The sequence below is a fragment of the Undibacterium paludis genome, from assembly GCF_022568815.1.
Classification (GTDB): Bacteria; Pseudomonadota; Gammaproteobacteria; order Burkholderiales; family Burkholderiaceae_D; genus Undibacterium.
In genome coordinates this window covers 249,621-267,890 of sequence record NZ_JAKZHX010000003.1, presented here as the reverse complement: position 1 = coordinate 267,890, position 18,270 = coordinate 249,621, and the positions used below count along the sequence as shown (strand labels likewise).

General features: G+C 52.4%; 16 protein-coding genes. 9 read left to right on the top strand and 7 right to left on the bottom strand.

Annotation, left to right across the window (positions count from 1 at the left end; all coding sequences use genetic code 11):
- Positions 1-1,227, top strand: a complete 1,227-nt coding sequence (gene flgL, locus LZ463_RS07890) for a flagellar hook-associated protein FlgL (protein ID WP_241455064.1) — start codon at positions 1-3, stop codon at positions 1,225-1,227.
- 43 nt (positions 1,228-1,270) lie between these two features.
- On the opposite strand, the gene LZ463_RS07885 is transcribed toward flgL, so the two are convergent.
- From LZ463_RS07885 to LZ463_RS07860, 6 genes are all read right to left on the bottom strand, one after another.
- Positions 1,271-1,540 (bottom strand): hypothetical protein, encoded by a 270-nt coding sequence (locus tag LZ463_RS07885; protein WP_241455063.1) that lies wholly within the window; start codon positions 1,538-1,540, stop codon positions 1,271-1,273.
- Positions 1,541-1,612: 72 nt separating this feature from the next.
- A complete protein-coding gene (locus tag LZ463_RS07880; protein WP_241455062.1) occupies positions 1,613-2,128 on the bottom strand; it encodes a DUF7868 domain-containing protein in 516 nt (171 codons plus the stop codon).
- 11 nt (positions 2,129-2,139) lie between these two features.
- Positions 2,140-3,009, bottom strand: a complete 870-nt coding sequence (locus LZ463_RS07875; protein ID WP_241455061.1) for a copper chaperone — start codon at positions 3,007-3,009, stop codon at positions 2,140-2,142.
- A gap of 45 nt (positions 3,010-3,054) precedes the next feature.
- Positions 3,055-4,521, bottom strand: a complete 1,467-nt coding sequence (locus LZ463_RS07870) for a tyrosinase family protein (RefSeq protein WP_241455060.1) — start codon at positions 4,519-4,521, stop codon at positions 3,055-3,057.
- Between the two features lie 439 nt (positions 4,522-4,960).
- Entirely contained in the window at positions 4,961-7,213 is a 2,253-nt protein-coding gene (locus LZ463_RS07865; protein ID WP_241455059.1) for an OPT family oligopeptide transporter, read from the bottom strand.
- A gap of 266 nt (positions 7,214-7,479) precedes the next feature.
- Positions 7,480-8,808, bottom strand: a complete 1,329-nt coding sequence (locus LZ463_RS07860; RefSeq protein WP_241455058.1) for an MFS transporter — start codon at positions 8,806-8,808, stop codon at positions 7,480-7,482.
- Positions 8,809-9,207: 399 nt separating this feature from the next.
- On the opposite strand from LZ463_RS07860, the gene LZ463_RS07855 reads away from it, so the two are divergent.
- Positions 9,208-10,068, top strand: coding sequence for a DUF1653 domain-containing protein (locus LZ463_RS07855; RefSeq protein WP_347176250.1), 861 nt, complete (start codon positions 9,208-9,210; stop codon positions 10,066-10,068).
- A 68-nt stretch (positions 10,069-10,136) separates the two neighbouring features.
- Here the strand turns inward: LZ463_RS07855 and LZ463_RS07845 are convergent, their stop codons facing one another.
- Positions 10,137-11,639 carry a peptide MFS transporter gene (locus LZ463_RS07845; RefSeq protein WP_241455057.1) on the bottom strand — a complete coding sequence of 501 codons (1,503 nt, stop codon included), beginning with the start codon at positions 11,637-11,639 and terminating at the stop codon, positions 10,137-10,139.
- Between the two features lie 245 nt (positions 11,640-11,884).
- Here LZ463_RS07845 and LZ463_RS07840 point away from each other — a divergent pair, with 245 nt between their 5' ends.
- The 7 genes from LZ463_RS07840 (at position 11,885) to nusB (ending at position 18,270) form a co-directional block, all read left to right on the top strand.
- Positions 11,885-12,874: an XdhC family protein gene (locus tag LZ463_RS07840; protein WP_241455056.1), complete on the top strand. Its 990-nt coding sequence runs from the start codon at positions 11,885-11,887 to the stop codon at positions 12,872-12,874.
- Between the two features lie 218 nt (positions 12,875-13,092).
- Positions 13,093-14,310 (top strand): NO-inducible flavohemoprotein, encoded by a 1,218-nt coding sequence (gene hmpA, locus LZ463_RS07835; protein WP_241455055.1) that lies wholly within the window; start codon positions 13,093-13,095, stop codon positions 14,308-14,310.
- A gap of 73 nt (positions 14,311-14,383) precedes the next feature.
- Entirely contained in the window at positions 14,384-14,833 is a 450-nt protein-coding gene (locus LZ463_RS07830) for an RrF2 family transcriptional regulator (RefSeq protein WP_241455054.1), read from the top strand.
- Positions 14,834-14,942: 109 nt separating this feature from the next.
- Positions 14,943-15,818, top strand: coding sequence for a PhzF family phenazine biosynthesis protein (locus LZ463_RS07825; protein WP_241455053.1), 876 nt, complete (start codon positions 14,943-14,945; stop codon positions 15,816-15,818).
- 190 nt (positions 15,819-16,008) lie between these two features.
- Complete coding sequence (gene ribBA, locus LZ463_RS07820; RefSeq protein WP_241455052.1) at positions 16,009-17,127, top strand: bifunctional 3,4-dihydroxy-2-butanone-4-phosphate synthase/GTP cyclohydrolase II; 1,119 nt, start codon at positions 16,009-16,011, stop codon at positions 17,125-17,127.
- A gap of 108 nt (positions 17,128-17,235) precedes the next feature.
- Positions 17,236-17,733, top strand: coding sequence for a 6,7-dimethyl-8-ribityllumazine synthase (ribH, locus tag LZ463_RS07815; protein WP_241455051.1), 498 nt, complete (start codon positions 17,236-17,238; stop codon positions 17,731-17,733).
- A 72-nt stretch (positions 17,734-17,805) separates the two neighbouring features.
- Positions 17,806-18,270, top strand: coding sequence for a transcription antitermination factor NusB (nusB, locus tag LZ463_RS07810; RefSeq protein ID WP_241455050.1), 465 nt, complete (start codon positions 17,806-17,808; stop codon positions 18,268-18,270).

The following is an 18,270-nucleotide window of genomic DNA, read 5'->3' as shown; positions in this document are numbered from 1 at the left end:
ATGCGTATCAGTACCAGTACCATTTATGAAACCGGTGGCTCCAGGATCAGCGACCTCCAGGTCGGCCTGAACAAGACTCAGCAGCAAATCGCTGCTGGCCGCCGGATTTTGACACCTGCTGATGATCCTATCGATTCTGCCCGTGCACTGGTCATTTCGCAATCGGATTCACTCAATACCCAGTTTGCGACAAACCGCCAGGCCGCGAAAAATAATCTGAGTGTCTCGGAAAGTGTTTTGGGTAATGTCACTGACACACTGCACAATATCAAGGCCTTGATAGTGCAGGCTGGTAACGGTACCTATTCTGATACCGAGCGCGGTTTTATTGCCCAAGAGTTGCAAGGTAATCTTGATCAGTTGCTCGGCCTGGCAAATTCGACAGACGGTACCGGCAATTACCTGTTTTCCGGCTTTTCGACAACCGTTGCGCCTTATACCAAGGTGGCTGGCGGTGCTGCCTATAATGGTGACCAGGGTCAGCGGTTCTTGCAGGCAGATACATCGAGGCAAATTCCCTTAAGTAGCCCTGGTACTGCTATTTTTGAAAATATCCGTACCTCAGCAGGCCAGTTCAATGTCCAGTCCAACCCCTCAAATGTGGGGCAGGCTCTGGCAACTGCCGCGATCAATGTACCTACCTCGGGTAGCCTGACGGGCAATAACTATGAAGTGGCATTTGACAATCTTGGAACTTCATTTACGGTAACCAACAAGACAACAGGCGCTGTCGTTGTTCCGCTCACCCCTTATGTCAGCGGATCAACCGTGACCTTCGATGGTATAGATTTACAAGTTACCAATGCGGGTGGCCCGCCAGTTGTTGCTCCTGGGCCCGGTGACAAATTCTCGGTGCAGCCGGGCAACCAGAATATTTTTGAGACTGTCACTGATATCATCAATGCACTTAATACGCCAGCCAATACGGCAGCGGCAAAGAAAGACCTGACTGCTGCCCTGACCCAGGGTAACAATAATGTCGACAAATCCCTCAATAATGTGTTGACTGCGCGTGCCCAATTAGGCACCAGCCTGAAGGAGTTGGATGATCTTGACACGGAAGGTGACGCAAAAGGCGTTGCCTATAAACAGGACTTGTCCGCATTGCTTGATCTTGATTATGCCAAGGCCATTACCGAGCTGAACCAGCAACAGACCACTTTGCAGGCAGCCCAGCAGTCGTTCGTCAAGACTTCAGAATTGTCACTGTTCAGTTATATTCGCTAGTTTTGCACTCACGTCATGATCCTATTTGAGCAGCTGAGGCTGCTCAAATTTTTTCCATGTCTTCACTGTCGAGCGCGATCACATGGGTTTGCATGACCCCTCGTTCGTCATGCCACTCACGCACGACACAGGGGTAACCTTCTTCATCCAGAGCAATGACCTTGAAGAACTGGCCTATCATGGATTCGATGAGAATACGTTCATCTGCCGGGAAGCTCTTGATGAATTTCTTGTCGAGATTGACAATGCGGACGATGTCGCCGAGGACGACGGGCTGGTTTTTGCAATCGACAATAGCTTGCGGTGCTGACATGGCTGATTCCGGATAAGTAATAGCAGGTATTGTACTTGTTCCCTGCCATTCCTACGCATTTTCATCCAGGCTTCATGCCAGTTCTACATGCAGGCTGACCCGTCCTATCTGCGCAGCTGCATCGGCAGCCATGGGTTCGCGGGGGCGTAGGTTAATATGCAATGTCTGCATATCCCAGTCGCTACGACTGCGTAAGTCATTGAGCAGGTCGGCAACATCAAGTGCCAGGTTCATGCCGGAGCCATCGTGTTCCAGACTTGGGGTGGAGCTTTGTTCCAACCCGTAAAAACCGAGCGAGCCGGCAAAGTGCCTGTTTTCCAGTTGTGTGTCCATGTTTGTTTGTGTTGCTGTCGGTAAATTCAGATAAATATCATAGACAGGGGGCACGCCATGACCGCTGATGTGTTCAAAGTGCAGGTAGGCATGACGCAGCAACTGGTCTGCCTGGCTGCCGACCAGGGCGGGCAGGCTGATTTTACTCAATGCGGGAAGTCTTTTGTTCTGGGTTAAATCCAGTTGCAGATTCAGTATGTCCGACCCCAGTATCTGGGTATCGTTATTGGCGGCGATAATGCTAGGGCTGCTCATGATAGATTTGCTTAAATTCTGAAGATACTTTGTAGCAAGAATGCCAGTGCCATGCTGGTCCAGGCTAACGCTAGCGCACGACTTTTATAATTCAGGAAATAGCGCTCATACGTGAGCAATGATGCTACCAGTATCATCAGAAATAAACCATGCTGCGCCAATATCAGCGCCAGCATGGGGGCCCAGCAGTTGCGTATGCAAAAACTACCACTCAATACACCATAATGCAGGCTGTCGCACCAGGCACGCCAGCCTTGTATGCGCATTGGTATGGTGCGACTGCAGGCCAGTTGTGCATTGCGCCGCATGGGGGAACATACCCAGGCTGCGGCCAGGGCAAAACTCAGGGCCGGCAAGATATTACCCCATGTTGTTTGTCCGGCGATCTTATTGGTCACAGCGGTCAATGAACTGAAAGTACTGAATGAAACCCCATAGATGAATAAACCTGTGCACAGCCATTGCAGTGTATAGGCCAGTAAAAACCAGTGTATGGCCGCATTACGCATGTTGGCAGGCATGCGGGAGGCTACATGCCGTATTTGCTCATTGAGTAGCGGAAACATCATCGCGACTATCATCAGACCCCAGTCGACGACCATGTTGATAAATTGCTGGCCAGATGGCAGTCCCGAGCTGCTGCAAATATCGGGCATGCCTGATCGTTCCAGTACCCTGTTGATCAGCACGATCCAGGCCAGCCCGCTCCATAACCACAGCCAGGTCTGCGGATAGCGCGCCAGCCAGCAATGCCAGAATTCTGGACTGAGCAGATAGACCCGGCTGGACTGACGAACATGCGGTGGTAACAGGGGCAGGCGTTGCGGTGTCCATTGTGGTTTCCAGGCCAGGTAAATGTTCGTCACAAATTTATTGAGCATATTAATTACCTGATTATTTACCTGTCTGGACGCCGTTAACCGACTTTATTTCACATACAGACTGATTCGGCCGATTTCTACGCTGCAGCCTGGTTCAGGGGCTTCGCGTGGTCGCAAGTGCACCTGTAATTTTTGCGGATCCCAATGATTGTTTTCTCTTAAACTGTTGACGACATCACTGATATCGAACACATAGTGCTGGCCGCTGCCGTTGTGGTGGCTGTCCTTGCTTGATGCTGTCTCAACCCCGAAGAAGGGCAGGGCGCCGGCGAAATGTGCCTCGTCAGCCTTGTTTTCATCTGGCAAGTTCAAGTAAATGTCGTAGACAGGTGGTATGCCTTTGCCGATGATATTTTCAAAGTTCAAATAGCTGTGAGCGGTATTGGTGCTCGATCCTGCTCCTGCAAGACCCGGCAATGCTGTGTTGAAGCGATGCAGGCTACCGGTTTTACGGTTGGAACTGAGCAACTGCAGACTGGTCGTGGAGTTCGACTTGTCCAGTGACAAACTCGTATTGGTGGCAGCGGCAACTTCTGGCGGCATGCCGTCATCAAGGTCGCCAGGCGCCGCAGAAAAAAGTTTGCTGGCAAACATGGCTTCACTGGTCACTGGTGCCGATGCAGGCACGCCTTGATAGCTATAGCCGTTGCCAAGTACTTTTGTCGTATCCAGTACCTCTGACACTTTCAACACTTTGGGTGTGCCGGTGGCATCATGAAAATCGAAAGCGAAATTCAACCATGCGGTGTCTTTGGGGTTGTGGCGCGCATGGCCCATGTTCAGCCAGACTTGCCACAAGCGATCAATGTTCGCATGGTGCAGGTAGAAAATAGGATCAAGACCCGCAGTCTGGGGATTGCCCATGGCGCCGCCTATGTCTACATGAACCAGATCATGTGGCTTGCTTTCCAGGTCGCCATGCGTGCTGCCGCTCGGCGAGAAGCCTGTTACCGGCCCGCCAAAGCCTGCGGGTATGCCGCTCGGTGCTCCCTGGAAAATCAGGGTTTTCAGCGCACCGAGTGTTACGTCTTTTGGATGGACAGCATTATTTTTGCGTCCTGGAATATGTCCGGCAGGCGGCATTTGCAAGGGATTGGTGGCGGGTGTGCCTGCTATAAAAGCTGGTGGCAAATGCGTCGCCTTGGGATTGTTTGTGTCGCTGTAATTCCAGAACGGTAAAGACCAACCGGGTGGTCCGCCCAGATCGACGATCGTTTTGGCGACAATCTGCTCAAAATAGGCCAGATACATGCGATGCCATGGCAAGAAATACCAGCTACCGTGCTGGCATTGTTTCCAGTATTCGGTTTGCTGGCCAGGTGGGGGCAGGGTGCCAACATTGCCCCAATAGGGATTGACCTTGTTAAAACCATGTATCGCCGCTTGATAGCTCCAACTGGTCGGATCGGTTGCCGGGCGGGTGCGCATCTTTGCTACAGCTTTGGCATACCACTCCAGGGTGGTGTCCCCTGCAGGAAGTTGGTAAACATCTTTTCTTTCGCGTGTAGGCATTTCAGTCTCCTCCCGCGCACAGCCTGTGCTGAGCGCCAATATTGGTTATAGAGTAAGCGTTTGTGGCGTGATTCGTCGGTAACGGGCTTTGCAATAATGCGTGTTTGGTTTGGATGGCTTGTCTGCCCACTCTTGATATGCTTCTTGCCGAGAGAGTTTTTACAAACCATCGCTAATGTTTCAGAGTAAAGAAATAGATTTATTTTCTATAAAAAAAGACAACTTTTCTCCTGAAGCATATTAGCAATTTAGTCATGGAATGCAAGTGAAATTTTGTTATTTTTGAAATGTATGAGCCTGGCTTTTGTCTGACCGTAAGGGGGGAAATGAAAAAGGCTTGATTGTCATGAACAATCAAGCCTCTTGGTTTGCAAACAGGCCGGAGCCTGTTTGTCGGAAATACCTTAAATAATTTGGATGTTATGTCAGGTGCATCAAATTACTCAGCTTTCTTTTCCCGCCCTACCCAATAAAGGGCGATGGCAATCAGGGCGTATGGGATCATGGACAGGGCATTGGCATTGGCGCCTTCAAAGAAGGGGTTGTTGGCTGTAGCCCAGTCACCGATTTTCTTGTCAAAATCTGTCAGGATGCCGGCAGTAAACGCAATGACAATACCAGCCAGAGCGCCACCGGCTATATAGCCGGAAGACAGCAGGACGCCGGCACTGCGGTCACCGGCAGCCTGCTTCTCTTCTTCACTCAGGTGCTGGTTATGGGCGAGCTTGTTATTGCGCCTGTCCACGGCCCAACGTATCATGCCGCCGACAAACAGCGGCGCAGAGGATGAGAGCGGCAAATACACACCGACTGCAAAGGCCAGTGATGGTATGCCCGCCATTTCCAATACCAGGGCGATCATCACGCCAAACAGGACCAGGGTCCATGGCAGTTGACGGTCAAGTATACCCTTGATGATGTAAGACATCAGTACAGCTTTGGGGGCATCGTATTTCTTGACTTCTGAACCATCGGGGCGCTTGTTGTAGGCACCATTAATGCCCGGGTCAACCAGGTACACGGCTTTACCGGCATTATCGACAAAGTATTTGCCGGCAGGGCCGCCGACACTGTCATTCTTGTGCCAGACCTTGTAAGTGTTTTTGTCCTGCTCAGCCTGCGGGCCTTGTAACTGATCGGTATCGGTCAGCTTGGAGGCATCGGTCACCAGTGCCGGGGCAACCTGCGCTGCCGGCACATAGACCGTGCCGGAATCATTGAGTTTCAACAGGATGGGGCCAAGGATCAGCGCAGACGACAGGGCGCCCGCCAGGATGGCGTATTGCTGCAGGCGCGGAGTGGAGCCAACGATATAACCCGTTTTCAAGTCCTGGGAGGTTGTGCCGGCATTACTTGACGCGATACAGACAATGGCGCCAACCGACAGGGCAGTGACATAGTACTGACCACCTGTCCAGCCCATCAGCAGGAAGATCAGGCAGGTGAACAGCAGGGTCGCTACCGTCATGCCAGAGATGGGGTTGGAAGAGGAGCCGATTTCACCAGTCAGACGCGATGATACTGTTGCAAACAAAAAGCCGAACACCAGTATCAGCAATGCACCAAGGAAATTCATGTGCAAGGGCGTGGCGAAAGTGATGACGGCAATGATGGCCAGTGCACCGATGACCACCCATTTCATCGGGATGTCCTGGTCAGTACGCAAAGCGGCAGTTGCCGTGGCGTTGCCTTTGCCAAGTCCAGACAGGCCGGCAGACAGACTGCGCCAGATGGTGGGCATGGCGCGCAGCAGGCTGATCAGACCACCGGCAGCAACTGCACCGGCACCGATATACAGCACATACGCACCACGTATGTCATGGGCACTCATTTCGCTGATCAGTTTGGTTCCCGGGGCCAATGGCACCGTCAATGCATCACCAAAGAACTTGATCATGGGGATCAGCAACAAATAGGACATGACGCCGCCGGCAGCCATGACCGCTGCAATGCGTGGACCGATGATGTAACCGACACCCAGCAATTCTGGCGACACTTCAGCGCCGAGGGAGCCGCCTTTCAGCGGTGCACCAAATACTGCTTCAGGCGTATCTTTCCAGCCTTTGAGGGCAACGTTGGCTATCTTGTACAGTAAGCCTATGCCAAAACCGCCAAAAATGATGGCGGCGCGTTTGCTGGCATCATCCTGTGCATTCGGATTGTTTTTTTCACCGGCGGCTTCGCGTGAAGAGTCGGTTGCTGCTGCCTTCAGGACTTCTGCGCAGGCTGTGCCTTCCGGGTATTTGAGCTCATCATGTTTTTCCACGATCATGGTTCTGCGCATTGGTATCATGAGCAAAATGCCAAGCAGGCCACCGAGGCAGCCGACCAGCATGACACGGGAAATTTCCAGGTCAAAGCCAAGGATCAGAATCGCTGGCATGGTGACGCCAAGGCCAAAGGCAAGCGATTCACCTGCCGAGCCAGCCGTTTGCGTGATGCTGTTTTCCAGTATGGTGGCGTCTTTGGCGCCAAACTTGTTTGTCAGCCTGAACAGGGTGATGGCAATGACCGCGACGGGTATTGATGCGCTGACAGTCAGACCGACCTTGAGCACAAGGTATAGCGACGAGGCGCCGAAAACCATGCCCAGCAAGACACCCATGATCAGGGCGCGGGCGGTCATTTCGGGGAGTTGGGCCGAGTCGGGTATATAGGGTTTGAATCCCGGCCCGGAGCTGGACGTTGACATTTCTTTTGGCATTTTGTACCTGTATTGTTGTCAAATGAAGGTGAAAGGCAGGTGCTCTTGCCTGGCGGATTACCAGTCTTTCCTGTCTCGTGGACAGACCGATAAAAAAACATAAATAATCGCGCATTATCACGCTTTTGTCAGCCAATATGCAATGCCATGACCCAGCCTTGCGCAAATTTGTCTGCGCAAGGCTGGGGCAGCGTATTGTATCGCCTGTGCTGTGGCCCGGCCCCTGTTCTGACAGGCAGTTTGGGGATGCGGTGCTAAACCCGCTGCATCTCTTCCTGCTTGCTCAGGGTGGGCAACATCTTGATGCCACGTATGATGGGGTTTTTTGCAGCAACAGTTGCCAGCAGCAAGGCTGCCGTACCGGCAAAGCCGAGCGCATAACGCAGGCCCATATGTTCACCGAGCCAGCCACCGATCAATGCACCTGGTCCTGCAGGTATCAGGATCAGCCAGCGCATGGTACTGGTCATGCGGCCCAGCATGGCTTCTGGCGTGACTGCCTGGCGCAGGGCCAGGAAGTTAATGAAGATCAGCACCCCACCTATGGAAAAGCACATCAGCATGAATCCAAAGGCCAGAATGCCCCAATGATTGGCCGGGGCCAGTGCCAGCAAACTCCAGCCCAGACCACATACTGCCACACCGAGAACCATGCAGGGTCCCGGTCCGATATCACGACTGATACGGCTGCCGTAGACGCTGGCGAGAATCGTACCGGCCCCCATGCCCATATAGCTGAGCCCCACGGCCTGTTCGGACAAACCAAGTTCTCGGGTGGCAAACAGAATCTGCACGACCAGTGCTGCGTTATAGCAAAGCTGCCAGCCACCGACGGTCATGGCCAGGGCAATCAGCAGGGGTTTATTCCTGACAAAGGACAGCCCGGCTTTCAGGTCACGCCAGAAGTGAGCATCCTCATGGGGTTTCCTGACCTCATTGACATGGATGCCGCGCAAGATCACGGCCGATGTCAATAACAGCATGGCATCGGCCAGCAAGGCCAGCGGTGCGCCCAGCAATTTGATCAGGGCGCCAGCCGTTGCCGGGCCGGCGACTTCTGATCCTGAAGTCGCCAGCGCATTTTTTGCATGTGCTTCGACCAGACGGTCGCGCGGCACGATCTGCGTCAGCACGATCTGCGATGCCGACCCTGCTGTCGTGTTGACCATGCCTATCATGAAACCGACGACATACAACCAGGTCATATTGACCCAGCCCAGCCACCAGGCCAAAGGTACGCTGGCGACCGCCAGGGAAATCAGGATTTCTCCCGTTATATAGACAGGTAATTTGCGTACCCTGTCCAGCCATACGCCCGAGGGCAGGGACAGCAGGACAAAGGGCAGGGTTTCCATAAAAGTCAGTATGCCCATTTGCGTGGCGCTGGCATGCAGCAGGACGGCAGCGGTCAGTGGCAAGGCAAGCATGGTGACCTGTGCACCGAAGGAGCTGATCAGGATGGATGTCCATAGGCGGCGATACACCAGGTCGCGTAACAGATCACCTTCACGCAGGGAAAATAGTCCAAAAATACGTTTTTTCATCATTTTCAATACATTGGAGATGCCAGTGACTGCTTGCATGAACAAACATCAGCAGGCAAGTAAGAATCACAATCACGGGCGACGACGCATCAGCGTCGACAACGAAACCTGTCAGGTAACTAAGTAACTCTAGCAACAATAGAGATGACCGGTATATAAGGGCTGAGCAGGCTGAGGTCAGCGATCAAGCAAGGTCATCATGAAAGCATCAGGTGCAAGACACTGATTAAAATAACGTGGACATCGGGTTTGATGGCCTGCCCGTCAGTAGCCTGACCTGCACGGGTATCACGGTGGGTTGAAGTCATGTTTACAGATGCAAACTGATCTGCAGGGACCTGGTTTTGTATCTGTATTTTTAATGCGTCGCAAAATTTATGTTGACGCAGTAGAGCAATAGATTGTATTGATCTTTAAAAGTTCCCGCCAGTGAAAAATATGATATTTGAAAAACCTGTAGTTGTTATTGATTTTGAAACATCCGGCATGACACCAGAACAAGGTGGACGTGTTACCGAAGTGGCTGCCTTGCGCATTGCAGGCGGTGAAATTGTTGACCGCTATGTCAGCCTGATCAATGCAAATGTGCGCATTCCTTACTTTATTACTGAGCTGACCGGCATTACCCAGTCCATGGTCGACCAGGCGCCGCCTGTGTCAGAGGTCATGCCTGAATTGCTGGACTTTATTGGTAACGATGCCCTGGTTGCCCATAATGCCAGTTTTGATGAAAAATTCTTGCTGGCAGAAAGTGACAGACTGGGCTTGTGGCCGGGCTATGATGGGGTAATCTGTTCGGTCAAGTTGTCTCGACGAGTCTTCCCCGGGCTGGACAGCTATTCTTTGGGACGGCTGGCGTCCTCGCTGGGTATACGTTTCAGAGGTGCAGCGCACAGGGCAGAAGCCGATGCCGAAGTTACAGCAGAAGTCATGTTGCGTATTGCGACGGAACTGGGCCAGCGTTATTCCTATCAGGCCATTGATCCACGGCTCTTGCAGGACATCAACAAGCAGGTGGCCGCCAAAGTGCCTGCCTACCTGAAAAAACTCAATGCTCCGGTTGTGGAAAAAAACAGTCCGTCATCAAAAGCCAAAAAGTCGACTGTCCAGCGCTATCGCCATTACAAGGGGGGTATCTACGAACTGGTTTGCGAGGCGACGCAAGAGTCAGACTTGAGTCCCGTGATTGTTTATCGTGCCCATAATGGCAGCATCTGGACCAGGCCCCGGGCGGTGTTTTTTGAGATACTGATGGTGGACGGCGTGGAAGTGCAACGATTCACACCTCTTGATGATTGAAGTGAATCATTAAAATGAACCAATGAGTCCTGGCATGGCATGACCATGCCAGGATAGCCGATTCTATCTCAGGCCGGTTTGGCCGTAACGTCAGCAGTAGCTACTTGTGCTGGCGCAGGGCCATCGGTAATCAGCTTACGCAAGACAGGTATCAGGATCACCATGACCACGCCGACAATAGCACTACCCCAGCCCAGCTTGGAGAAAATCTGGTTATAGATAGGGTTTGTGATGGATGGCATGCCTTCGGTCGGTTCCGGTATCTGACCAGAGAAATCACTGGCCAGTATGGATGCCGTGCCCGTTACCAGCATCCAGGTACCCATCATCAACCCCTGGTACTGACGTGGCGCCAGCTTGCCTATCATGGCGTAGCCTATAGGGGAAATCAGCAGTTCGGCAATACTTTGCAAGAGGTAGCTGATAAATATCCACTTGAAGGCAACCAGGCCGGTAGAGGACGCCGTGGCAATACCCAGCGGAAGAACAAGAAAGCCCAGCCCTATCAATATCAATGCAGCAGAAAACTGGCGCGGGATATCGATATTCCAGCCCTTGGCGCGCAGCTTGTCGAACAGCGCAGCCATCAGCGGACCGCCAAACATGATGACAAAGCTGTTGATGTTCTGTATCCATTGCGGTGCAACTTCGAAGCCCCAGACCATGCGGTCGACATTGTTCACGGCAAACAGTTGCAGACCCATGGGTGCCATCTGGTACAAGGTCCAGAACACCAGTGAGCCTATGGTCAGCAAGACATAGGCAGACATATTGTTCCGCTCACGCCGGTCATTGTGGATGGCAGTCAGTACCATGAATATGGCGGCAATGGTAACGCTGACTATCATGACGAGGTTGCCAGTCATTTCTGCGCGATGCAGCATAAATTCAACCAGCGGTACCAGACCTGTCATCACCGCCAGGCCGACCACCAAGCGCCAGCGGAATTCACCAGGTGTTGTATCAAGCAGCGTGGTGTTCAAGTCGCACAGTACACGCCAGTTAGCTGCCGCCAGCACGATGGCCATAAAATTGCCTATGGTGGCAAAGATGAACAGTCTGGAATAGTCTTCCTGCAACTGGTAATAACCAGCAGCCGTAAAACCGATGAAAAAACCGAGATTCATGCCCGCATAATTCCACAGGAAGGCGCTTTCGCGGCGATTATCTTCCGGCTTGAAGCGCTGTGTCAGCATCAGGTTCAGGCAGGTGACATTCAAGCCGCTGCCGGTCAGGAAGAAGGCCAGACCCCAGTACAGGGTGGACGAGGTACCAATGGAAATAATGGCGCAACCAATGACCTGTAAAATCATGCCGCCGACAAACAGGTTGCGGTTGCTGATAAAACGACCGCCCAGATAACCGCCAAACAGATGCAGGCCATAATTGAATGCGCCAAATACACCCATAATGGCCGTGGCGGCCTTACCAGTGAAGCCCAGCTTTTTAGTCGCATACAGGACCAGGGTGGAAGACAGTATGGCATAACCCAGGGTGGCAAATATCTGTATGAAAAACAGCGCACCTGCCCCTTCCGGTATGGCGCTGAGTCTTTGTTTTATGGTGGACAAGGTGGTCTCCAGAGCATTAGTCTGGCAGGCATTGTAATGCAAAGATCAGGGGCCTGGTCCATCAAATTGTATAGATAAATTTATTGTCTTAATTAACATGCCAGGGGCAGGGCTTCAAGGTGACTGTGTTGGGGCAATTTCCCCCATCTGACGTCGGTATTGCAGGGCCGAGCAGCAAGTCTGATACTTGTTTATAGTAGTGCCGGAAGTAAAACAATTTCATCAATACTCTTTTTGTAAAATTAATGGATAGCATAGACCTGGAAGTGCTGAAAGCCTGTCACGCCTGGATCAAGTCCGGCCTGTCCTGTGAGCTGGTCACGGTGATCAGGACCTGGGGTTCCAGTCCCAGGCCCGAAGGTTCAACCCTGGCTATCTGCAGCAATGGTCAGGTGGTAGGTTCGGTATCTGGCGGTTGTATAGAAGATGATCTGATTGACAGAGTCCAGCGCGAAGGCATGCAGCGCGTGCTGCCGGAAATTGTCACCTACGGCATCAGTGCTGATGAGGCACATCGCTTTGGCCTGCCTTGCGGTGGCACCATACAACTGGCGATAGAGCCTTTGTCTGAGCGCAGCAAGCTCGGTGAACTGTTGCAGCGCTTGCAGAAATTTGAACTGCTGACGCGGCGACTGAACCTGAAGACCGGCGAGGTTGAACTGGGTATCGCAGAGCCGGGCCAGCAACTGCAGTTGACGGATGACAGTTTGCAGACTGTGCATGGCCCACGCTGGCGTTTGCTGATCATAGGGGCAGGGCAGTTGTCACGCTTTTTGGCCAGCATCGCAGTGGGTATGGATTACCAGGTAACTGTATGCGATCCCAGGGAAGAGTACCAGGCTGGCTGGCAGGTGGAAGGGGTACAGCTTGTTCATGCCATGCCGGATGATCTGGTGATGGAAATGAAACTTGACAGTCGCAGCGCCGTGGTGGCGTTGACCCATGACCCCAAGCTGGACGACCTTGCCTTGATGGAGGCTCTCAAGTCTGAAGCGTTTTATGTGGGGGCGATAGGCTCACGCCTGAACAATGCCAAGCGCAGAGAGCGGCTAAAAGAGTTCGACGTCAGTGATGCACAATTAAGCAAGTTGCATGGGCCTATAGGCTTATATATAGGTAGCAAGACGCCAGCTGAGATTGCCATTTCCATATTGGCGGAGCTGACAGCGGTGAAGAATCATATCTCATTGCCGGATGAGGTAAGTGTGGAGCACGCCAAGTCCTTGCTTGCCTGAGAAAATCACATAGTCTTCGTTCAAGGTTTTGCTGAGCTTGCCAGTTCATATCAACGGAAATTAAAAAGATGCATTTACAATGCATCTTTAACGGCTTATGATATTGCTGAAAATCAATGCACATTGATTTTTATCATATCGTCATTTTCGGATTTTGATCTTAAAAATGTATTTTCAATACATTTTTAATGGAGCTTCACATCATATAAAGGCAAAAAATGTTAGACCAATCAATCAGAGATTTAGTAAAAGCAACTGTGCCTGTTTTAAAAGAACATGGCGTCACCCTGACACGTCATTTCTATGCGCGCATGTTTGCACATAACCCTGAACTTAAACCAGTATTCAACCAGGGCAACCAGCAATCGGGTGGACAGCAGCAAGCGCTGGCGATGGCCGTGCTCGCTTATGCTGAGCATATTGATGATCCCATGGTCTTGCTGCCGGTACTGACCCTGGTCGCCAACAAGCATGTCAGTGTCGGCATCAGGGCAGAGCATTACCCCATCGTCGGCGGGCATTTGCTGGCTTCGATCAAAGAGGTTCTGGGCGAGGCTGCCAGTGATGAGCTGATTGCTGCCTGGGCGGCAGCTTATGGTCAACTTGCCGACGTATTGACGGGCCTGGAAAACGACATTTATGGCAAGGCGGCATTGGCCGAAGGCGGCTGGACAGGTTGGCGAGCATTCAAGGTCAGCGAAAAGGTCATGGAAAGTGAAGAAATCACTTCCTTCTACCTGCGTCCGGCAGATGGCGGCAAAGTACCAGCATACAGACCAGGCCAATACATTACCGTCAAGGTCTTTGTGCCCGAACTGGGTATGATGCAGCCGCGTCAGTACAGCCTGTCAGCAGCGCCTGGTAATGCCTACTTGCGCATATCGGTCAAGCGTGAGGCCCAAATGGCAGAAAAGCCAGCAGGCATGGTGTCAAATGTTTTGCACCGCGACATCAGCGAAGGTGCCATCCTGGAAGTGGCGCCGCCCATGGGAGATTATTTCCTGCACGAAGACCGGGATACACCAGTAGTCCTGATCAGCGCCGGTGTCGGTCTGACGCCGAAGTTGTCCATGCTTGAGCATTTGACGGCACAGAAGTCAGCGCGGCAGATCCGTTTCCTGCATGCCTGTCGTCATGGCGGGGTGCATGCATTCAAGCATCGTGTGCGGGAGCTGGCGCAAGTACATCCTCAGGTAAAATCCATGGTGTACTACGAAACCCCGCGCGCCAATGACAAGGTAAATGTTGATTACGATTACACTGGTCGCCTGGACTTGGGCAAGATTGCCGATGAAGTGATTTTGCCGCAAGCTGACTACTATGTCTGTGGGCCACGCGCTTTCATGCAGGCGCAAGTTGCCAGCCTGAAGTCACTGGGTGTCGATGCCAGCCGTATACACAAGGAAGCATTTGGCAGCGGTGGTTTTGCCGATTGATATTGATTGATGCCGGAGTTTGCCATTCAGGTGCAGGCAAGGGCGTGCACCTGAATGAATAAGAGAATACCTAATGCAATTGACGCACTTTACTGACCTGGGCCTGCGTGTCCTGATGTACCTGAGTCACCAGCAAGGTGAAACCCCGGTCACGATTACGGAAATTGCCGGCAAGTTTGAGATTTCGCGCAATCATCTGGTCAAGGTCGTCCACTTCCTGGGGCAACAAGGCTGGATCAGGACGACCAGAGGCAAGGGCGGCGGCCTGGCGCTGGCGCAGCCGACATCGGCTTATCGTCTTGGCAGCGTCATTCACACACTGGAAGGCGGGAGCACATTGATAGACTGTGCTACACCGCCTTGTGCCCTGCGCGGCAATTGCCAGTTGAAATCGATACTCGACACGGCCCTGGCTAGCTTTTACAAGCAGCTCGACAGTTATACGCTCAGCGATGCGGTGGCGGGCAAGACGCATGAGGCCATCATCATGCTGCACCAGATAGGCATGAGCAGAATCCAGTAGCTGCCTGTATCGACAAAAAACATCTGATCTGTCTTTATTTTTGCCAGCTAGATATGTCAGCATGGTGGTGAAGATTAATTTTTCACCATAAATAATGAAGCGAGCGACCATGCGTGAATATGCATTCAGAATAGTCAACGTTTTTGCCGGGCAGACTCTTGGTGGTAATCCCTTGTGTGTTTTTGAAAATGCCAGCGGCATGTCTGATGAAGAAATGCAGGCACTGGCATTGCAATTCAATTTGTCTGAAACCAGCTTTATCCTGCCTTCTGAAGTCGCCACCGCAAGGATGCGCATCTTTACACCAGATATGGAAATGGCCTTTGCCGGCCACCCCAGCCTGGGCAGCGCCCATGTCATATCTGCCTTGAACCAGGGGCTGGGACAGTTGGACCTGGAGTGCCGGGGCGGAATCATTCCCTTGGTATTCAATGACAGTCGCTGGACCTTGACCACTCCCGCCAAACCTGGACCACATGTGCAAGCCTGTCAATTGACTATGGCCGGGGTTGCTGCCATGCTGGGTCTGGCTGAGGAAGACATATTGTCTGAGCCGGTGTGGGTGAATACTGGCAGCGAGCAATTGCTTGTACCACTTAAATCCTCTGCCGCAGTGTGGCGGGCGCAACCGGATGCAGCGAAATTGTCCGACTGGCCCGCCAATCAACTGGGGCGCAAGTCTGCCTATGTATTTGCAGCAGATGCCGCACATGATGACGGAACTGGCCGCCTGGGGATAAAAGCGCGCTATTTCTTCGCTACGAAAGGTGGCAGTTTTGCCGAAGACCCGGGCACCGGCTCAGCCTGCGCCAATCTGGGAGCCTGGTGGATCGAGCAGGGGCATGCACTGCCTGCCAGCCTGATGGTCAGCCAGGGGGAGCAGGTCAGGCGACCATGCCAGCTGTATCTTGATGTCGATCTTAATAAAAAGATACATGTTGGCGGCAAAGTGATAGAAATTGCACAGGGCAAACTGCAAATTTAGAAACCACTTGCCAAAGCAGGCAGCTATCTGGCGCATATCCCTCATATAAACACGATAAATCCATGATAAATCGACAGAATGCGCGGGAAGAAAGAGCGTAAATCCTTTAAAATAGCGACTTCATTCATTTGCACTGTAATTTGAAGGCCCGCGTGGTATGGTGTTTGCGGCCGCTTCAGGATATTCCCCTATGAGCATGTCTACTACCCAGGAAATCGTTGCCGAGCTGCGTGCCGGCCGTATGGTGATACTGGTTGATGAAGAAGATAGAGAAAACGAAGGCGACCTGATCATGGCCGCCGAGTTCGTCACGCCCGAAGCCATCAACTTCATGGCCAGGTTTGGCCGTGGCCTGATCTGCCTGACCCTGACTGAAGAACGTTGTGACCAGCTGAATCTGGCCATGATGACCAGCCGTAATGGTACTTCGTTCGGTACAAACTTCACGGTATCGATAGAGGCCGCAGAAGGTGTGACTACCGGTATTTCTGCCGCTGATCGCGCCCGTACGGTGCAGGTCGCCGTGGACAAGAAGTCGACTGCTGCCGATATTGTCCAGCCTGGTCATATTTTCCCGCTGAAGGCGCAAAAAGGCGGCGTGCTTATGCGCGCCGGTCATACAGAAGCTGGTTGCGACCTGGCCGAACTGGCCGGTTTGACACCGGCATCGGTGATCTGCGAGATCATGAAGGATGACGGCACCATGGCCCGCCTGCCTGACCTGATAGAATTCGCCCGGGAACATGGCTTGAAGATAGGTACGATTGCCGACCTGATTCATTATCGCAGCCAGACAGAAAGCATCGTTGACCGGGTTGCCGAGCGCGAAATGCATACGGTCCATGGCAGCTTCAAGGCGCTGGTGTATCGTGACAAACCCAGTGGCTCCGCCCATCTGGCACTGGTGCATGGTGACATTACCTGTGATAAAGAGGCCCTGGTGCGCGTACACCAGCCGGTTTCTATCATTGATCTGCTCGAAAGCCAGGCCACCACCCATTCATGGAATGTGGCTGCGGCAATGGCGGCGGTCAAAAAGTCTGAATGTGGTGTGGTTGTATTGCTCAATTGCGAAGAAACGGCAGACCAGATGTTTGACCAGTTCAAGGCACTTGATACACCAGAAACCAAACCCGTAGGCCGGGCCGCCCGTATGGATTTGCGCAACTACGGCATAGGCGCACAGATATTGAAGGATGTGGGGGTTGGCAAGATGAAGCTGCTGGCCAATCCACGCAAGATGCCATCGATGACAGGCTTTAATCTGGAAGTTGTCGGTTATCTCGATAAACCTTGTGCAGACAAATAGTAAATGTTTCCCGATAGCCTGACGCATCAGCTCCTGAACAGGCTGCCGGGTATTTGATACAGAAAATAATACAGATAATTTAGGCGCGAACGCGCAAGAAAGAACATCATGACAGTTGGACATTACGAAGCAAACCTCGATGGCGCCGGTGTACGTGTAGGCATCGTACAGGCACGTTTCAATGAAAACATCGGCAATGGCCTGCTGGATGCCTGCTTGGCTGAGCTGGCTTTGCTGGGCGTGCTCAATGAAGACGTCCTGCATGTGACAGTCCCAGGTGCGCTGGAAGTGCCCCTGGCTCTGCAAAAACTGGCAGAAACCAACCAGTTCGATGCCCTGATTGCCCTTGGTGCCGTTATTCGTGGCGAGACTTACCACTTCGAGCTGGTTTCCAATGAATCTGGTGCTGGTATTACCCGTGTTGGCCTTGATGCAGGCATACCTGTCGCCAATGCCATCCTGACCACCGAAAATGATGAGCAGGCTGAAGCACGCATGCATGAAAAAGGCCGTGATGCTGCACGTGTCGCTGTTGAAATGGCTAACCTCACCCTGGCGCTGGAAGAGTTGGCAGAAGCTACTGAAGACGTACATTATGATGCCTGATTGTCATCGGTCACATCCGTTGCAGTCAAGCACTACAGCCTGAAAAATAGCAAGAAAGAAGCAAGAGAAGATATGAACAATAAATCCCAACACGCCAATCCAAGCAAGAGCCGCTCGCCACGTCACCGTGCGCGCGAGTTTGCCCTGCAGGGTCTGTATCAATGGCTGCTCAATAATGAAGATTCCGGCGCGATTGAAGCGCATATTCGCGAAGCGCATGGTTTCGACAAGGCTGACCGCGAGCATTTTGATTCACTGCTGCATGGCGCGATCAAGCAATCGATCACCCTGCGCGAAGATATCGCTCCCTTGATTGATCGTGGTATTGCCGAATTGTCGCCGATAGAGCACGCAGCCCTGCTGATCGGTGCCTATGAGCTGAAAAACCATATAGAAATCCCTTACCGTGTCGTCATCAATGAAGCGGTAGAGCTGACCAAGTCCTTTGGTGGGCTTGATGGTCATAAATATGTCAATGGCGTGCTCGACAAACTGGCAGCCAAGCTGCGCTCTGCCGAGGTTGCTGCAGGTAAGTAA

Bases quoted from the DNA above. Each gene is read 5' to 3' on its own strand.
- flgL (WP_241455064.1), top strand. From the start codon at position 1: ATGCGTATCAGTACCAGTACCATTTATGAAACCGGTGGCTCCAGGATC.
- LZ463_RS07885 (WP_241455063.1), bottom strand. From the start codon at position 1,540: ATGTCAGCACCGCAAGCTATTGTCGATTGCAAAAACCAGCCCGTCGTC.
- LZ463_RS07880 (WP_241455062.1), bottom strand. From the start codon at position 2,128: ATGAGCAGCCCTAGCATTATCGCCGCCAATAACGATACCCAGATACTG.
- LZ463_RS07875 (WP_241455061.1), bottom strand. From the start codon at position 3,009: ATGCTCAATAAATTTGTGACGAACATTTACCTGGCCTGGAAACCACAA.
- LZ463_RS07870 (WP_241455060.1), bottom strand. From the start codon at position 4,521: ATGCCTACACGCGAAAGAAAAGATGTTTACCAACTTCCTGCAGGGGAC.
- LZ463_RS07865 (WP_241455059.1), bottom strand. From the start codon at position 7,213: ATGTCAACGTCCAGCTCCGGGCCGGGATTCAAACCCTATATACCCGAC.
- LZ463_RS07860 (WP_241455058.1), bottom strand. From the start codon at position 8,808: ATGCAAGCAGTCACTGGCATCTCCAATGTATTGAAAATGATGAAAAAA.
- LZ463_RS07855 (WP_347176250.1), top strand. From the start codon at position 9,208: ATGATATTTGAAAAACCTGTAGTTGTTATTGATTTTGAAACATCCGGC.
- LZ463_RS07840 (WP_241455056.1), top strand. From the start codon at position 11,885: ATGGATAGCATAGACCTGGAAGTGCTGAAAGCCTGTCACGCCTGGATC.
- hmpA (WP_241455055.1), top strand. From the start codon at position 13,093: ATGTTAGACCAATCAATCAGAGATTTAGTAAAAGCAACTGTGCCTGTT.
- LZ463_RS07830 (WP_241455054.1), top strand. From the start codon at position 14,384: ATGCAATTGACGCACTTTACTGACCTGGGCCTGCGTGTCCTGATGTAC.
- LZ463_RS07825 (WP_241455053.1), top strand. From the start codon at position 14,943: ATGCGTGAATATGCATTCAGAATAGTCAACGTTTTTGCCGGGCAGACT.
- ribBA (WP_241455052.1), top strand. From the start codon at position 16,009: ATGAGCATGTCTACTACCCAGGAAATCGTTGCCGAGCTGCGTGCCGGC.
- ribH (WP_241455051.1), top strand. From the start codon at position 17,236: ATGACAGTTGGACATTACGAAGCAAACCTCGATGGCGCCGGTGTACGT.
- nusB (WP_241455050.1), top strand. From the start codon at position 17,806: ATGAACAATAAATCCCAACACGCCAATCCAAGCAAGAGCCGCTCGCCA.